Source organism: Parabacteroides chongii, assembly GCF_029581355.1.
Taxonomy (GTDB): domain Bacteria; phylum Bacteroidota; class Bacteroidia; order Bacteroidales; family Tannerellaceae; genus Parabacteroides; species Parabacteroides chongii.
The window spans coordinates 3,403,295-3,419,743 of record NZ_CP120849.1 but is presented as its reverse complement, the minus strand read 5'-3'; the positions used below and the strand labels follow the sequence as shown (position 1 = coordinate 3,419,743).

Sequence of the window (16,449 nt, the reverse complement as noted above, 5' to 3'; positions counted from 1 at the left end):
AACCAAATTACCCTGATAAAATGTTATAGTATCTACAATCGTCTATTTATTAGAAACCTTTTCATCATCCGCTTGTTTTTTTACTACATTTTGAAAACGTTTTAAACTAAATCGTATGAAAAGAATTGTATCTTTTATCGTCGTTTTCACTCTTGTTATAGGGGGAATGACACATGTACAGGCTCAGAGTAAAGCCGCAGAAAAAGCAGAGAAAAAGTTAGAAAGAGAAGCTAAAAGAGAAGCCAGAGAAGCTAAGGATGCTATCATGGATGAGCAGGAGTTCAACACAGCCATGCAAGCTATCAGCGACCAGTCTTTCGTTTTGGAAGCCAACTCCGTACAACCTATGAACGGAATGGTTTACTATGTGAACTCAAACACCAACTTCGTCTCTTTAAACAATGGCCAGGCAATGGTACAGATCGCATCCAACTCTCCGTACCCAGGTCCTAACGGCTTAGGTGGCGTAACAGTTCAAGGTAGCGCATCAAACATTCAGACCAAGCAGGATAAAGACGGGAATGTCTATCTGTCTATGAGTGTTCAGGGTATCTTCATCTCTGCCACAGTAAATCTGACACTGATGAACGGCAGCAACAGAGCAACCGTAACGGTAGACCCGAACTTCTCAGGAAGAGACTTGACAATGACAGGCACATTGCTCCCATATTCTCAATCAAACATTTTCCAGGGAACAACCTATTAATTGAAAAAGAAGGTATCCTTTTCAGGATACCTTCTCTATTTTTAGAATACTATTCTTATTTATCAAATGGGATCATATACTGAACGAATGCTTCGATCGCTTCATAAGAAGCCAAACCAAGTTCCTTGTACAACTCGGCTGTAGCACGGTTACGGTCTTCGGCACGTTGCCAGAACAAACGTTCGTCGTCACCCAGGAACGGTGCGCTTTCTGCCTGTGACTGGTGTTTCAAGATCGCATTACGTTTGAAGCGTAATTCTTCCGGACTGATAGGAACTGCCATTTCGATGTGGTCCATTTCCCATTCTGCCCATGCTCCGCGATACATCCAAACGCGGCAATGTTTCAGCCATTCTTCGTCTTTCAATTCGTCGATAGCAGCCAATACAGCATCCAGACAAACCTTATGTGTCCCGTGCGGGTCAGCCAGGTCACCGGCAACAAACATCTGATCCGGTTGGATATCCTGCAGCAATTTCTTAACGATAGCTACATCGGCATCTCCCAGGTCGTTCTTCTTCACAAGACCTGTTTCGTAGAACGGCAGATCCAGGAAGTGAACATTTTCATCTTTCACACCCGAATAACGGCAACCATGACGAGCTTCTTCACGACGAATAGTACCCTTCATAAACAGAACGTCTCTCTTTTCCGGCTCCCCGTTTTCCACTTTCTCGAAGCGCAGGTATTTGATGATCTCTTCCGCCTTATCCTTAACGGCTGTATCATTCGGAGAATATTTGTCACAAACATCACGCAGGTATTCGCAGTAACGGATTACTTCGTCATCACCAACAGCGATGTTACCGGAAGTTTCATAAGCCACATGCACGTCATGATGCTGGTCGCACAAACGACGCAATGTTCCACCCATAGAGATCACGTCATCATCCGGATGCGGGCTGAAAACAATCACTTTCTTTGGATACGGAGTAGCACGTTCCGGACGGTTGGAATCATCGGCATTCGGTTTACCACCCGGCCAGCCGGTAATGGTGTGCTGAATATCGTTGAAAATCTTGATATTTACATTATAAGCAGAACCGTACAGAGCCAAGAGTTCGCCCAGGCCATGTTCGCTATAATCCTTGTTTGTCAATTTCAGGATCGGTTTACCCGTCAACTGGCACAACCATACGATAGCACGGCGGATCAGTTTGTTATCCCAATCGCAGTTGGTAACCAACCAAGGATGACTGATTCTTGTCAGTTCATAAGCAGCAGACAAGTCGATAACCACTTTTGCATTCATATGATTCTGAAGGTAAGTAGAAGGAACTGTTTCGCTCACTTTGCCTTCAACCGTATTAGCTACGATATGTGATTTATCCTCACCCCAAGCCATCAGAATTACATTCTTGGCTTTCATGATGGTTGATATACCCATCGTGATCACACTTGCCGGAACATTTTCAATTGATTTGAATGTACGGGCAGCTTCTTTACGAGCATCGTTATCCAGTAATACAAGACGGGTACCTACATTTACAGAAGAACCCGGACCGTTAAAGCCGATATTACTTGCATGACCTACACCCAGCAGTATATAATCGATACCACCAAAACTCTGGATATGTTGTTCATATTGTCTGCAGAATTCGAATATATTATCCTTCGGCATAGAGCCGTCAGGAGAATAGATATTCTTCGGATCGATATCCACATGATTCAACAACGACTCTTTCAAATAAGCGAGATTGCTGTTTGTTGAAGCACTTAGCGGATAAAATTCATATACATTAAATACAATCACATTACGGAAGCTCAGTTGCTCTTCCTTGTGCATACGGATCAATTCTTTAAAAACACTCTGAGGAGAACGGCCTCCGGACAAAGCAAGAACAAAAGGCTCTCCGGCTTCCTGTTTCTTACGTATTTGTGATGCCAGTTCCTTTGCTATCGCGAAGGAGCCTTCATTTGCCGATTCGTAGATGTTTGTCGGAATCTTTTCCAAACGGGTTAAAACAGATTGCTCATAAGCGTTTTCCGGACGATAATACCGGGTCGGTATGCGCGTCAGGGTAATTTGAGAACTAAGGTTCGTCTTCATGTTTAATTACGATTTAGTACAACTTTTTTACTTGAATTACAAATATAACAATTCTTCGTCAAATAAAGATTAAAGAACCCTATCAAAAATATCTATTTACCTATAGGTTGGTATAAAAAAAGAAAAACTTTAGTTCCTTCCGAGAGAAATTTCCATTTCATTCGGAAGAAACTAAAGTTTCATTCGGAAGAAAAAAAACTCCTATTATGCCAGCGTATTCGTTCCTTCCACCAAATCTCCCATCGACCAAACAGAGCGGACATTCAACTTACGGTCCAGAATAACAATATCGGCATCTTTACCACGCTGCAAAGAACCCTTACGATCGTCTACACCCATCAGGCGGGCAGGGGTTTCGGAAGCCATACGGACTGCGTCAGCCAAAGGTACTCCGGCTTTTTGCGCCATCGTACGAACCAGAACATCCATCGTGGCAATACTTCCTACCAATGAAGAATGGTCGGCCAACTTACAAACGCCGTCTTCTATGATGATACGGGGATCATCTACCGGCTTTCCTTCGTTAGCAGCATAAGCCAATGCATCGGTAGACAAACAAGTACGTTCCACACCTTTCAACTTATAAACCAGACGCAAGATCGTTGAAGGCAAGTGGCGACCATCGGCTATCACTTCTACCGTCATGTCATCTTCCAGGAATACACTTTCTACCGTTCCTTCATATTTATATTCACGACGCTTGTGGAAACCGGGCATCGCATTATAGAAATGGGCCGCATGAGTGAAACCTGCTTCATAAGCCGCTTTAATATCGTCAAATTCAGCTTCCGTATGAGATACGGCTGCCAAAAGACCTTTTGAACGGACATAACGGGCAAAATCCAATGCCCCCGGCAATTCAGGACTCGCATCCCAACGTTTAATGCAAGTCGTACTTTCCAGTAATGATTTATATTCATCCGGATCCGGATTTTTCAACGCATCCGTCAATAAGCTACCCGCCATCTTCGGATTCAGGTACGGTCCTTCCAGTTGCAATCCCATAACAGGACTGTTTTTTTTAGCCATTACGCTTTCACATAAGGCTACAGCTTTCTGAATTTCTGTCATTGGGAGCGGAGACAACGTCGGAAAAATAGAAGTTGCACCATATTTCATGTGGGCGTTCACTGCCCCGTTGAAAGCTTCTTCCGTACATTCTTTAAAATCATATCCACCGCCACCATGTATATTCATAGCAACGAAACCCGGAATAATATACATACCTTTAGCATCCACCACAGTAGCCCCTATCACAGCCAGGTCGCTATTTGTTACTTCCAGTATTTTACCATCACTGATCAGGACTGAACCGTCTTTTAACCAGCCTTGCGGTGTCAGTATCTGTCCGTTTATTATTTGTGTCAGCATAATCAAAACAGTTTATTCGTTCCTTCAACCAATTTACCCATTGCCCAAACGGCACGTACATTCAAGTCTTTGTCCAATACCATCAGGTCGGCATCCTTACCACGTTGCAAAGAACCTTTCCGATCGTAAACCCCCATGATACGGGCAGGCGTTTCAGAAGCCATACGAACAGCATCCTCCAAAGGAATTTCAGCTTTCTGCACTACAGTACGGATCAAACGGTCCATAGTAGCTACACTACCGGCCAGCGCCGAACGGTCAGCCAGTTTACAAACTCCGTCTTCAATAATTACACGCGGATCGAAAGCCACCTGGCTGTCACTTGCCGCACAAGCCAGTGCATCCGTGATCAAACAAGTACGTTCCACACCTTTCACTTTATATACCAGGCGGAGGATCGTCGGAGGAACATGAATACCGTCAGCCACCACTTCCACTGTCATATCGTCGATCAGATAGATACTTTCTACTGTACCTTCATATTTATACTCCCGACGTTTATGAAAACCGGGCATTGCGTTATAGAAATGTGTAGCATGCGTATAGCCGGCTTCGTAAGCAGTTTGGATATCTTCATACTCAGCCTGTGTATGACCGACAGCAGCCAGTACGCCTTTAGAAGTGATATATTTACCGAACTGCATAGCTCCCGGTAATTCCGGTGCAGCATCCCAGCGCTTGATACAATTCGTTTCTTCCAGAAGAGGGATGTATTCCTCCGGATCCGGATTCTTGATATTTTCCGGAAGCTGACCACCCGCCATCTTCATATTGAAGTAATGCCCTTCCAGATGCAGCCCCAGAACAGGACTGTCTTTTTCAGCCATCAGCTTTTCGGTTGTAGCTGCCGCTTCACGGATCATCGGGATTGTTGAAGAAGATAATGTGGGGAATATACTGGTAGTCCCGTGTTGCATGTGAGTTGCTACAGCAGCACGGAATGCCTCTTCCGTTCCTTCCATAAAGTCACGTCCACCACCACCGTGAACATGGATTTCCACTCCACCGGGAACGATATACATTCCCTTGGCGTCAATCAGGTTTGCACCAACTATGGCCAGGTCACAGTTAGTCACTTCCAGAATCTTGTTATCGCTAATCAGAACAGAGCCATCTTTCATCCAGCCCTGTGGTGTCAGGATACGACCGTTAATAATTTGAGTCAGCATAATATTTTGTCTATATAAATTAGGCGTTTGTTATTTATCGATCGGCTCTAACTCATGGTATAATAAGCCAAAGTTTGCCACTGACAAAAGTAAATACTTTTTATTTAATGCTATCCCTCTTTAATCAATATATTTCAAAAAAAAGCGCCACCGGATTACCGGGACGCTTTCTCATTCAATTCTTCCAACTCTATGGTCAACTCTGTCCATGTATCCATCGTGTCGGACAACTCTTTCTTCAATGAAGAATAATCATTATATAAAGAGCTATCGGATGCACCTTCCGGAGTAGCCAGCCTGGCTTCGATAGCAGCAATGGAGTTTTCCAGTTCAGTTATTTTATTTTCGGCTTCAGCGACAGCCTTTTCTACTTTCTTGATCGCTTTACTCTGCTCCTTACGGGCTTCATACGATAACTTGTTCTGCGTAGGCTGGGCTTCCGTATCCGCTGTAGAAGAAGCAACCTGTGCTGTGCGTTCCAGTTCACGCAAGCTATCCATCTTCTTTCTTTCCAGGAACTCGTAGATGCCGCCCAGATGTTCTACGACACGCTGGTTTCCGAATTCATAAACCTTATCTACCAGGCCATCCAGAAATTCACGGTCATGGGAAACGACGATCACAGTCCCGTCGAACTCACGCAGTGCATCCTTCAACACATCTTTCGAACGCATATCCAAATGGTTGGTCGGCTCATCGAGAATCAGGAGATTGACAGGTTCCAGCAAAAGACGGATCATAGCCAAACGACTCCGCTCTCCACCGGACAATACCTTCACTTTCTTATCAGATGCTTCACCACCGAACATGAAAGCCCCGAGTATATCGCGAATCTTCGTACGTATATCTCCTTCTGCCACATAGTCAATCGTATCGAATACCGTCAGGTTATCGTCCAGCAACTGTGCCTGGTTCTGTGCAAAGTAACCGATCTTCACATTATGTCCCAACTGCAACTTACCCTCATAGTCGATCTGATCCATGATACATTTCACAAGCGTAGATTTACCTTCTCCGTTCTTACCGACGAAAGCAACCTTGTCCCCTCTGTTTATAGTCAATGTCACATCTTTAAATATCAGATGATCACCGTAGCGTTTTGCCACATTCTCCATGATTACCGGATAAGAACCTGACCGGGGAGCAGGCGGGAACTTCAGGCTTAACATCGCCGTATCGACCTCATCGACTTCGATACGTTCTACCTTTTCCAACTGCTTGATACGCGACTGTACCTGAACGGATTTTGTAGCCTTGTAGCGAAACCGTTCAATAAAGGCTTCCGTATCTGCCAGTTTCTTCTGCTGGTTCTCAAAAGCACGAAGCTGTTGTTCGCGGCGTTCCTTACGGAGCTCCACGTATTCTGAATATTTGACTTTATAATCGTAGATGCTTCCCAGTTCGATCTCGATCGTCCGGAAAGTTGTGTTATCGATAAAGGCACGGTCGTGTGAAACCAGGATCACCGCATTGGCACGGGTAGCTATAAAATTCTCCAACCATTGGATAGATTCAATATCCAGGTGGTTGGTCGGCTCATCGAGCAACAAGACATCCGGCCGACGAAGCAATAATTTCGCCAACTCGATACGCATACGCCATCCACCGCTAAATTCGGATGTCGGACGGTCGAAGTCAGTACGCTTAAATCCCAACCCGATCAATGTCCGCTCCAGTTCCGCATGATAGTTGCTTCCTCCCATCAGCTGAAAATGTTCGGAAAGATGCGTTACTTTATCTATCAGTTTTTGATATGATTCAGTCTCATAATCGGTCCGTTCAGCCAGTTCCATATTCAGCCGTTCGATCTCTTTTTCCATTTCCTGAATATGACCAAAAGCCTGTTCCGCTTCTTCGCGAACCGTACGGCTATCTGTCAACTGCATCTGCTGTGGCAAATAACCGATCGTTGTTTCTTTAGGAACACTCACCGTACCGGATGTCGGAGTTTGCAAACCTGCAAAAATCTTCAACATCGTAGATTTCCCCGCCCCGTTCTTTCCGACCAGCGCGATACGATCTTTCTTATTTACTACAAACGATACGTCATCAAAAAGCGTAAATCCGCCAAACTCAACTGTTAGTCCTTCAACCGAAATCATATTTATTTTGTATTACGGGCACAAAGATACAATTTCTATTTTGACAATATGTTAACCAATCAATGCTCTTTTCCTCAAATTGATTTGTTAAAATATATTACCCGGTATACTAATTCAAATTACTCGGTATATTAATCTCAAATACATGGCATGCTAGTGACATTTTGATAATCGGATGTTTTGAAATACTATTGTTTTTTCAAATCGACGAGAAATAAAAAGGAAGTCCAGTAATTGACTTAGTTCCTGCAGAACTATTTAATAATTACGTTGCAAATATAGCGCTTTTTTAATATATATGCTATAAATATTTAAAATTTAGATTCTTTCTTCAGAAAAACATATTCAAACGTTAAATAACCACGCATCATTTAACTTAACCTGCTTTAACTAAAGAACGTACCAAAAACATTAAACCACTAAATAACAATAATTTAACCAATACATAAAGGATATAGTTCTGCAGGAACTCCATACTAATTACGCAGTATTAATATTAATCATAATTAAAAAACGCATGAATTACAGGTCTTTTTTGAAGCAAAACAGATTCCCTTTGCTTTTAATTGCACTTGCTTTTCCTGTTTCGGTAACCACTTCTGCCTTGTACGCCAACGCAACAGAAGTATCTATTACACAACAGACAAAAGCCATAAGTGGAGTAGTCTTTGACGGTGGTTTGAATGAGCCACTTATCGGCGCCAACGTTGTCGTGAAAGGTACGACAAACGGAACAGTTACAGATCTGGATGGTAAATTCACCTTAGATGCTAATCCTAACGACATTCTGGTCATCAGTAGTATTGGTTTCAAAACACTTGAAATTAAAGCCTCGGAAGCGGCAAATGGAAAAATCGTTCTGAAAGAAGATTCACAAGCACTCGATGAAGTGGTTGTAGTAGGTTACGGTGTACAAAAGAAAGTCAACCTGACCGGTTCCGTATCTACAGTTAAAGCTGAAGCATTGGAATCAAGACCCGTATCCAGTGTATCGGCAGCATTGGCCGGACAGATGCCGGGTGTTACCAGTATTCAAAGTTCCGGACGTCCGGGTAGCCAGACTGGTACGATTACAATCCGCGGTAAGAACTCTGTGAATGCAGCCAGCCCACTGGTAATCGTTGACGGTGTGCCGGGTAGTATGAATACAATCGACCCGTCTGATATTGAAACGCTTTCTGTATTGAAAGATGCTTCTTCAGCCGCTATCTATGGTGTACAGGCTGCCAACGGTGTTATCTTGATTACAACTAAAAAGGGTAAAAAAGGAGACCGCACACGCGTAAACTATTCAGGAAGTGTGGGTTGGTCTACTCCAACAATGCGTCCTAAATTCCTGGGCTCTGCTGATTATGCTATATTATATAATGAAGCAACCCTGAATGATAACCCCAATAACCCGGTTCGTTTCTCAGACAACGATATCGAACTGTACCGCAATGGTACCGATCCTTACGGTCATCCCAATACCGACTGGTATGAAGAAACTATGAATAAGAATGCGATTGAAACCATGCATCACCTTTCAATCAGCGGTGGTTCTGAAAAGACCAGTTACAGCGCTTCTGTCGGTTACACACAACAGAACGGTTTGATCGATGCGAACGACTATAAACGTTTCAATGCCCGTACAAGCATTGATTCACAGATCAACAAATGGTTCTCTGCCGGTTTGAACGTATCTGGCTACAGAGGAACTCTGATGGATGGTTGGAACACTGTGGCAAGCATGACACAATTTACCAATCGTGCAACGCCAATAGAAGGTGTCCGCGATGAAAACGGCGACTTCCTGTATCATGGTAAAGACAATCCCGTAGCCTTGTTAGGACGCGACGGATTCAGAAGAACCATGGATCAACAGGCAAACGGAACGTTGTATGGACAGGTAAATATATTGCCTAATTTGACAGCAAAAGCCTTATTCTCCGTACGTAATGACGAAAGAAGTGAAGAAGGATTCAAAGCACAAGTCGAATATGGAAATAGTGGTGCTAATCTGCGTGAAGCATTCGAAAAACAGACTTGGTGGAACTGGTACACTACACAGGTATTGATCAACTACAACGAAACATGGGGCAAGCATGATTTAGGATTGTTAGGTGGTTTCGAACAGATCGATTACCGTTACAAACATCTGGAAGCAGAACGTAAAGGCGGTGGCAATAATGAGTTGCAGGAGTCACTCAGCACATTGGATGCCTCTTCTCAAACCAATAAAGAATCCAGATATGAAATAGCTCACCGTTCTTATTTCGCCCGCGCTCAATATGGCTTTGCCGATAAATATCTGCTTGAAGCTAATGTGCGTATCGACGGTTCTTCTCGCTTCTCTTCAGACAATCGTTGGGGGGCTTTCCCGGCTGTATCTGTGGGTTGGAGAATTACAGAAGAAGAATTTATGAAGAATGCAGATATTACTTGGTTGAGCAACTTGAAACTGCGTGCCGGATGGGGACAAACCGGTAATGAGGAGTTGAGCGAAAGCGAAGCTTACCTATACATCCCTTCGTATGCATACGAAAGCTATATGTTTAACAATACGCTCTATTCAACTGCTTACGAAAGCCGTTATGCAAACACCGATTTGAAATGGGCGACTGTAAACAGTATTGAAGGTGCTATCGAAGCCTCTTTCCTGAATAATAAAGTCGGATTCGAACTGGCCGGTTATAAAAAGACAACCAATGACATGTTGCTGTATCTGCCGGTGCAGGGTGTTTTAGGTATGGATGCTCCGCGTCAGAATGCCGGACAAGTTCAAAACACAGGTTTTGACTTGAACATCTTCCACAACAATACAGTCAGCAAAGATTTCCGTTACGACATCAATTTCAACGTTGCGTATGTTCATAATGAGCTGACTGACTTGAAAGGTACGGAAGGTAAAGAACCTGGCGACGGACGTGGCAATTTCTGGTTCCTGGAAGGTCATCCTATCGGTTCTTACTACGGATATGTAGCTGATGGTTTCTATAATACAGAAGAAGACCTGAAGGGTCCGAAACGTTTGGGAACAGAAAAGTTGGGTGACATCAAATACAAGGATTTGAATGGAGACGGCAAAATCGATGCTGCCAACGACCGTACCGTTATCGGTAAAGAGTTCCCGAGCTGGACAGCCGGTTTAGGCGCGAACCTGTATTACAAAGATTTCGACTTATCTTTCTTCTTCCAGGGTGCATTCGATGTGGATGCATACGTAAATGGTGAAGCAGCTTATGCTTTCTTCAATGGTGGTAAAGTATTGGAACGCCATCTGGATCGTTGGACACCGACTAACCACGATGCTTCTTATCCACGTATCACGATTGCCGACCAGACAAACTACGAGTTCTCGTCCTACTGGCTGGAAGATGCTTCTTACGTACGTCTAAAGAACCTGACGATTGGTTACAATGTTCCGAAAGCCCTGTTGAGCAAGGTGAATCTGGATCGTGTAAAGATCTTCCTGACAGGTGAAAACCTATTTACTATTACCGGTATGACAACACTCGACCCGGAATCGGCACCAAGCAACTCACGCGGCGGACTTTACTCTAACGTTCGCAAAATATCAATCGGTCTTAAAGTTGGTTTTTAAATAACAGATTATAAATCAGAAATATGAAAAAGAAATTTATCTATATAACAGCAATTCTAGCTACAACACTTTTGAGTTTCAGTTCTTGTAGCGACTTCCTGGATCGTATTCCGGATGACGAATTGTCTGACGGCAGCTTCTGGAAAACACCGGAAGATGCTAAAATGTTTATCGCCGATGTGTATCGTCAGACATTGCCCGGAGGTGATACAGGAGATATTGATAGCGACATCAACTCCGACAACGCCGTTCATGGTATCAAATGGGCAGCCGGTAACGTATCCAAAGGTATCTACGACCCGGCCGATATGGGATGGAGTGGCGACTACAAGGCTATTCGCGCCTGCAACGTCTTGATTAATAAAATCGAAGATATTCCCGATTACGACCAGGCAGACAAAGAAGCAACCATTGGGGAAGCCCGTTTCCTGCGTGGGTATCTTTACTTCGGACTGATTCAGAGTTACGGTGGAGTTCCCTACGTGGACCAGCCGCTCGATCTGAAAGAAATGGGTGAAATCACCCGCACACCGGTGGAAGAAGTGTATGACAAAGTCATGGAAGACTTCGATTACGCTATCGCCCATCTGCCTGCACAATGGGGCAGCAGCGACTACGGACGTGCTACTAAAGGAGCAGCCAATGCCATGAAAGCACGTGCAGCCCTTTATTTCAAACATTATGACACAGCAGCCGATGCTGCTAAAGCGGTAATGGATTCCGGAGAATATGAACTGTTTGACGCGGCTAATACCGGACAGTATGCCAAATTATTCTGGGAAGAACAGGAAGCTTGCAAAGAAGCCATTTTAGTTCGCCAGTTCAACGCACCTACGCTGACTAACTACATCATTGGTTGGGGATGTTTCCCGACAAAGGGATGGGGCGGTATCAACCCGACTCAGAGCCTGGTAGATGCTTTCGAATGTACAGACGGAGCGCCTATCACCACTTCTCCTTTGTATGACGAAACAGATCCATTTACAAATCGTGACCCGCGTCTGGAAGTTTGCGTATTGCACGACGGCGAAGAGATGTATGGCGTAACCATCAAGACTGCTCCGATGAAATCAAGCGGTAATACAGGTGTCGCACAGCATAATGACGCTACGGCAACCGGTTATTATAACCAGAAATATCTGGATCCGAGCATCGACCCGTCATCTGATGGTTGGGATATGGGAAAAGACTGGCATGTCATCCGCTATGCGGAAGTATTGCTGACATACGCCGAAGCTAAAAATGAAGTGACAGGACTGGATGCTTCTGCCTTCGACGCTGTCAACCAGGTACGCCGCCGTGTCGGTATGCCGGATCTGCAAAACACGGATGCCAGCAAACCGACCTATTGCGGCACACAGGATGCACTACGTCAGCGTATCCGCAACGAATGGCGTGTTGAATTTGCGATGGAAGGAGGCAAACGCCAGTGGGACATCCGCCGCTGGGGCATCGCCAACGAAGTGCTGAACGCTCCGTTCCTGGGTATGAAATACACAATTGTTGACGATCCGAATGCTCCGGCAGAAGATGAAGGTAAGAGATGTATTTTATATCAAGGCGAAAACATCAAGCTGACCGGCAGCAAGTATGAAGAGCATAACTATCTGTATCCGATACCGCAGACTGAAATCGACTTGAACAAGGCGTTGATTCAGAATCCGGGTTATCCGACAAAGTGATCCTTATTTTAGATCTATAATACATCTGCAAGAGGTGTGTCAAACTCTCTCCCGGGTTTGACACAACCTCTTTCCTTCCTTTAAATAACCTCGTACAAAATGAAGTATATCCAATATATCATTTTCAGCCTGCAGCTTTTTATCTGTTTCCTTTTACTGGAAGGACCCATGTTTCATATTCCTTATTATCATGAACAGCATCATCTATTTCTTTTTAACCAGGCTTATCTGGAAAAACACCTCTCCCATCCAGGTCAGCTGTTGGACTATCTGACCGATTTCTGTATTCAGTTTTTTTACCTGACGCATATCGGCAAACTGGTCTTTGCGCTACTATTATCCCTTCCTTTCCTGTTAAATACGCTTACTGTTAAAAATCTAATACAAAAACAAGATTTGTTCTTCTCCGGACTACTGTTGCCGCTTTATTTATTGGTGCGGCATGTGTCGATTGATTTTCCACTGACGCATTCGGTCGGTCTGGTATTTTGCCTATTGCTTTTCTATCCGGTCAGTCTGATTCGCAACCGGCGGTGGAGATATTTATGGGTGGCGATGGCCGTCATCGTGTTGTATTTCATTTGTGGATGGAAATATCCGGTCGTAGCATTGGGCTATCTGGCTGTTTCGTCGGCATTCGCCTTATTGACCGATCGTTATATAGCAAAGAAAATCATGCAACTGTCGGTCATGACCGTTTGCCTGATCATCTATGCCGGCACGACATTTTATTTCTTCGTGACCTCTTACAATATGCGCGAACGACGCATTATCGAAGCTGAAATATATCTGAAAGCCGGAGAATGGGAAAAGGTGATGGACTGCTGCCGCCGCTATCGGGGGAATAACCAGCTCGTCCTGTACTTCTATAATATGGCACTCTATCATACCGGCAGAATGCCATACGACCTGTTCGAAATACAACAGACCCTGGGAGCGGAATCCCTTTATCTACCCTGGAAAAGCGACAGCCGCCAAAGTGAATACGGCCATTATCTGTATGAGCAACTGGGACATATCAACGAGGCACACCGCTGGGAGTTTGAAGCGATGGTCGTATTCGGTGAGACAGCCCCTCATCTGATCAACCTGACCCGCTATAACATTGTGAACCAACGCCCCAAAGTAGCCATGAAGTTTATCCGCCAACTCCGACAGTCGCTCTTCTACCGCAAGCAGGCAGAAGAACTGGAACAGCAGGTTTCATCCGGCAAACTAGCGGGACTCAAAGCATTGCCTCATGACACGAACGAGCCGGTACGCTTCTCCAACGTATTCAATATCCTGCCTGAACTCTATTATTTAAGCTACCGCGATTCGACCAACCGGATGGCTTTCGAATACCTGATGAGCGACCTGCTGCTCAGTAACCGGTTGATACGTTTTGTAGAAAACCTGGACAAGATACACGCTTTCAACTATCCCGACCTACCGCGTATATACGAAGAGGCTCTTTATATCTATCGCTTGGGAACGGATGAAGAAACTTTCCAAAAATGCGGATTCACCATACGTCCGGAGACGGAAGAAAAATTCAAAAGATATTACTCACTCCACCAGCGGAACGATCTGAAAGAACTGAAAAGACAGTTTGGCAATACTTATTGGTATTACCTCCACTATATCAGCCCGCATGGTAATAAAATAATAGACAAATGAACAAGATGAGCCTTATACAATCTATACATTATCTGCTGATTGCCATCCTGCTGCAAAGTATGATGTGTAGTTGCAGCCATTCAGCTATCACGCCGAATGCACAATCCAACAAACCGGTGGCACTATTTCCCGACTATACCGGAGTCACCTTCCCATGCAACATCGCACCGCCCAATTTCAGAATCACGGAAGAGGGAGAAGCCTATTACACCGAAATCGGGAGCGGCAACCGGACATTCATCACCGTCCGTAGCCAGGCCTCTTCCGTCATCCTTCCGCCCGACAAATGGGAAAAGCTGCTCAAACAGGCTGCCGGCAGTAGCATCTATATTCGCATTTGTATCCTTCAGAACGGAAAATGGATACAATTTCCGGAGATTACAAACATTATATCCTCCTCTCCCATCGATCCTTATCTGATGTACCGACTTATCTATCCGGGCTATGAGCTTTGGAACGAAATGGGTATCTACCAGCGCGACCTGACCACTTACAAGGAAACTCCGCTAATTGAAAACCAGTCGGTCGAAAAGGGTTGCCTGAACTGCCATACCTTCTGCCAAAACAATCCGGAGACCATGATGATACATATCCGAGGAGCAGTAGGCGGCACGCTGATACACCGCCAGGGACAGACCAGCCGACTGGACATCAAGACACCGGACATGAAAAACGGCGGGACATATGCCGCCTGGCATCCGACAGGACGCTATCTAGCCTTCTCCGTCAACGAAATCCAACAATTCATCCACTCAACCGGTCCCAAAGCTGTTGAAGTATCCGACCTAGAATCGGATATAATCGTGCTGGACACGGAAACCAACCGGTTGCTCACCTCACCCGCCATCTATGGAGAAGAATGGATGGAGACATTCCCCTCCTGGAACCCCGATGGTAATATGCTCTATTTCTGCCGAAGTAAGGCAGTCGATCCGCAAACGCCTCTGGACAGTATCAGATATGATCTTTACCGCATTGCCTTTGACCCGGAAAAAGCCACTTTCGGCACGCCGGAATGCATCTATCCGGCTTCCGAAAAAGGGAAAAGCGTCTCCTTCCCCCGGATTTCGCCGGACGGCAAATATCTGATGTTCACCTGTTCCAATTATGGAAATTTTTCCATTTGGCATCCGGAAAGCGAACTGTATCTGTTAAACCTGGAAAGCAACGAAATACGCAATATGAAAGAGGTAAACAGTGCGGATGTAGAGAGCTTCCACACCTGGTCGTCTACCGGCGAATGGTTCGTGTTCAGCAGCAAGCGGATGGACGGTCTGTGGGCACATCCCTATATCGCGAAGTTCGACTCTCAAACGGGTACAGCCGGCAAGCCGTTCGTCCTGCCTCAGCAAGACCCGGATTTTTACCTCACTTTCACCCGTACATTCAACTTGCCCGAACTGCTCACCGCACCTGTAAAAAACGGGGATGAGCTGATTACCGCAAGCCGAAATAATAAAAGAACAGTAAGCAAATAAACAAATTATTATTATCTTCGTAGCCAAATAACTATTAACATTATATCACTCATGAAGAAAAAAAGTTTAACATTATTAGTGGCTACAACCTTGGCCAGCAGTGTTCTATTTTCATCTTGCATCGGATCATTCGGACTGACAAACAAACTCCTGGACTGGAACAGAAATATCGACAGTAAGTTCGTCAACGAATTGGTATTTGTCGCTTTCTGGATTGTCCCCGTTTATGAAATCTCTGCTCTTGCAGATATACTGGTTCTGAACTCTATCGAATTTTGGAGCGGAAACAATCCTGTTGCAGATGCAGGAACCGTAAAGACAATCAACGGAAAAGACGGTGTATACACTGTTGAAACCAAGAAAGACGGATATCATATCCAAAAAGAAGGTGAAGAAAAAGCAATCGACCTTGTATTCGACGAGACAGACAAGAGTTGGAGCGTAGAAGCTGACGGTGAAGCAACTAAGCTGTTAAAGTTCACCGACAATGACGAAGTTGTCATGTATTTGCCGGACGGTAAGGAAATGAACGTTGAATTGAATCAGGCAGGCGTTCTGGCATTCCGTCAGGTAGTTGAAGGCTACTCTTTCTACGCTGCTAAATAAAAAACAACACTTAAAATGGGAGACTGGTAATTGGTATATGCAC

10 protein-coding genes are annotated in these 16,449 nt (G+C 44.7%); 6 read left to right on the top strand and 4 right to left on the bottom strand.

Features of this window, described 5'->3' with window-relative positions; translation table 11 throughout:
• Positions 1–115 precede the first annotated feature (115 nt).
• Complete coding sequence (locus P3L47_RS12650) at positions 116–706, top strand: DUF4251 domain-containing protein (protein ID WP_122360605.1); 591 nt, start codon at positions 116–118, stop codon at positions 704–706.
• Between the two features lie 55 nt (positions 707–761).
• Here the strand turns inward: P3L47_RS12650 and P3L47_RS12645 are convergent, their stop codons facing one another.
• The 4 genes from P3L47_RS12645 to P3L47_RS12630 all read right to left on the bottom strand — a co-directional run bounded on the left by P3L47_RS12645 (position 762) and on the right by P3L47_RS12630 (position 7,398).
• Entirely contained in the window at positions 762–2,756 is a 1,995-nt protein-coding gene (locus P3L47_RS12645) for a glucosamine-6-phosphate deaminase (RefSeq protein ID WP_277781003.1), read from the bottom strand.
• Between the two features lie 204 nt (positions 2,757–2,960).
• Positions 2,961–4,127, bottom strand: a complete 1,167-nt coding sequence (gene nagA, locus P3L47_RS12640) for an N-acetylglucosamine-6-phosphate deacetylase (RefSeq protein WP_277781002.1) — start codon at positions 4,125–4,127, stop codon at positions 2,961–2,963.
• A 2-nt stretch (positions 4,128–4,129) separates the two neighbouring features.
• A complete protein-coding gene (nagA, locus tag P3L47_RS12635) occupies positions 4,130–5,296 on the bottom strand; it encodes an N-acetylglucosamine-6-phosphate deacetylase (protein WP_122360608.1) in 1,167 nt (388 codons plus the stop codon).
• 155 nt (positions 5,297–5,451) lie between these two features.
• Entirely contained in the window at positions 5,452–7,398 is a 1,947-nt protein-coding gene (locus P3L47_RS12630) for an ABC-F family ATP-binding cassette domain-containing protein (RefSeq protein ID WP_277781001.1), read from the bottom strand.
• A gap of 517 nt (positions 7,399–7,915) precedes the next feature.
• On the opposite strand from P3L47_RS12630, the gene P3L47_RS12625 reads away from it, so the two are divergent.
• From P3L47_RS12625 to P3L47_RS12605, 5 genes are all read left to right on the top strand, one after another.
• On the top strand, positions 7,916–10,981 hold the full coding sequence (locus tag P3L47_RS12625; protein WP_277781000.1) for a SusC/RagA family TonB-linked outer membrane protein: 3,066 nt from the start codon (positions 7,916–7,918) through the stop codon (positions 10,979–10,981).
• A gap of 23 nt (positions 10,982–11,004) precedes the next feature.
• Positions 11,005–12,663, top strand: coding sequence for a RagB/SusD family nutrient uptake outer membrane protein (locus tag P3L47_RS12620; RefSeq protein ID WP_277780999.1), 1,659 nt, complete (start codon positions 11,005–11,007; stop codon positions 12,661–12,663).
• A 99-nt stretch (positions 12,664–12,762) separates the two neighbouring features.
• Positions 12,763–14,322 carry a DUF6057 family protein gene (locus P3L47_RS12615; RefSeq protein WP_277780998.1) on the top strand — a complete coding sequence of 520 codons (1,560 nt, stop codon included), beginning with the start codon at positions 12,763–12,765 and terminating at the stop codon, positions 14,320–14,322.
• Positions 14,319–15,800 carry a TolB family protein gene (locus P3L47_RS12610; protein ID WP_427910511.1) on the top strand — a complete coding sequence of 494 codons (1,482 nt, stop codon included), beginning with the start codon at positions 14,319–14,321 and terminating at the stop codon, positions 15,798–15,800. Before P3L47_RS12615 ends, P3L47_RS12610 begins: the two co-directional genes overlap by 4 nt.
• 51 nt (positions 15,801–15,851) lie before the next feature.
• Positions 15,852–16,406, top strand: a complete 555-nt coding sequence (locus tag P3L47_RS12605) for a DUF3332 domain-containing protein (protein ID WP_122360614.1) — start codon at positions 15,852–15,854, stop codon at positions 16,404–16,406.
• Positions 16,407–16,449 lie beyond the last annotated feature (43 nt).

What these genes read in the sequence shown, in the direction of transcription:
- P3L47_RS12650 (WP_122360605.1), top strand. Translation starts at nt 116, where the DNA reads ATGAAAAGAATTGTATCTTTTATCGTCGTTTTCACTCTTGTTATAGGG.
- P3L47_RS12645 (WP_277781003.1), bottom strand. Translation starts at nt 2,756, where the DNA reads ATGAAGACGAACCTTAGTTCTCAAATTACCCTGACGCGCATACCGACC.
- P3L47_RS12620 (WP_277780999.1), top strand. Translation starts at nt 11,005, where the DNA reads ATGAAAAAGAAATTTATCTATATAACAGCAATTCTAGCTACAACACTT.
- nagA (WP_277781002.1), bottom strand. Translation starts at nt 4,127, where the DNA reads ATGCTGACACAAATAATAAACGGACAGATACTGACACCGCAAGGCTGG.
- nagA (WP_122360608.1), bottom strand. Translation starts at nt 5,296, where the DNA reads ATGCTGACTCAAATTATTAACGGTCGTATCCTGACACCACAGGGCTGG.
- P3L47_RS12610 (WP_427910511.1), top strand. Translation starts at nt 14,319, where the DNA reads ATGAACAAGATGAGCCTTATACAATCTATACATTATCTGCTGATTGCC.
- P3L47_RS12630 (WP_277781001.1), bottom strand. Translation starts at nt 7,398, where the DNA reads ATGATTTCGGTTGAAGGACTAACAGTTGAGTTTGGCGGATTTACGCTT.
- P3L47_RS12625 (WP_277781000.1), top strand. Translation starts at nt 7,916, where the DNA reads ATGAATTACAGGTCTTTTTTGAAGCAAAACAGATTCCCTTTGCTTTTA.
- P3L47_RS12615 (WP_277780998.1), top strand. Translation starts at nt 12,763, where the DNA reads ATGAAGTATATCCAATATATCATTTTCAGCCTGCAGCTTTTTATCTGT.
- P3L47_RS12605 (WP_122360614.1), top strand. Translation starts at nt 15,852, where the DNA reads ATGAAGAAAAAAAGTTTAACATTATTAGTGGCTACAACCTTGGCCAGC.